The organism is Neobacillus vireti (genome assembly GCF_036962465.1).
Taxonomy (GTDB): domain Bacteria; phylum Bacillota; class Bacilli; order Bacillales; family Cytobacillaceae; genus Neobacillus; species Neobacillus vireti_B.
The window spans coordinates 78,278-79,228 of sequence record NZ_JBALNF010000069.1 but is presented as its reverse complement, the minus strand read 5'-3'; the positions used below and the strand labels follow the sequence as shown (position 1 = coordinate 79,228).

Sequence of the window (951 nt, the reverse complement as noted above, 5' to 3'; positions counted from 1 at the left end):
CTAGCGCTTTCTAACTTAATAAGCGAGTCAAGCCTGTCTGATAAATATTATAAAAATTAGTAATTACGTTTCAATCCAATCGTAAATTTCGTTATAATGATAAATTAAAGGGGGTGTTAACAGATGGAGAATCAGTTAAGATTGTCTGGGAATTCTTCCACTCATGCAAAGCCTATTATTAGAAAGGCGATACTTTGCATGGGGCGAAACCTTTAGTTTTATCGCTGAAAAAGCTTTCTAATATTTTGGCTTTGCACCTTATTTTTTCAAAATCAAAATAAGGAGCGAGCAAAATGAAATATATTAATGCAACCAAAGTTTTACCTGAAAAGCTAATCATGGAAATCCAAAAGTATATTCAAGGGGAAACCCTTTACATTCCTAAGCTGGAAACAGAGTATCAGAAATGGGGAACCTCAAGTGGCGGGAGAAGGCTGCTTGATCGTCGTAATGCCGCCATTAAAAATTCTTTTAGTTGTGGCAGCAGTATCCAGCAATTAGCTGAGGAATACTACCTTTCAACCGAAACCATCAAAAAGATAGTTTATTCACATAAAAAGTAATAGAAATGCACTGATGAAAGTTCTCATTAGTGCTTTTTTATGTAAAAAACGTTTCTAAGTCATTTTCTCCATTTTTGAAGCTGACTATATTTTATAAAATAAGTGTAAAGAGACGTTTGCAAAATGAATAGGAGTAATATGTGATGACCGAGAAATTTATCAAAAATGAACAGTTAAATTTTATAAAAAAACAGATTACGTTGATTAAAGACACTGCCAAAAAGAATGTACCTCAAAACGTTTTGGTGGCTGCAATTGACTTAGCCAATGCCAAAATTTTAGACCTCTTTCCAAATGCCACACATGATCAACAAGAAATGCTGAATCTTTCCAGACTGAAAACAAATGGCGAGTATGAGCAATATATCCAGCGTATTTCGTCCTTGTT

The 951-nt window shown here is 34.1% G+C and carries 1 protein-coding gene and 1 pseudogene; both read left to right on the top strand.

Features of this window, described 5'->3' with window-relative positions; translation table 11 throughout:
* Positions 1-293 precede the first annotated feature (293 nt).
* Positions 294-563, top strand: coding sequence for a CD3324 family protein (locus tag V7077_RS24660; protein ID WP_335506858.1), 270 nt, complete (start codon positions 294-296; stop codon positions 561-563).
* A 143-nt stretch (positions 564-706) separates the two neighbouring features.
* A pseudogene (locus tag V7077_RS24655) lies at positions 707-951 on the top strand (FusB/FusC family EF-G-binding protein); the annotation flags it as partial.

Excerpts from the sequence above, each read along its gene's own strand:
- V7077_RS24660 (WP_335506858.1), top strand. The coding sequence starts at position 294 with ATGAAATATATTAATGCAACCAAAGTTTTACCTGAAAAGCTAATCATG.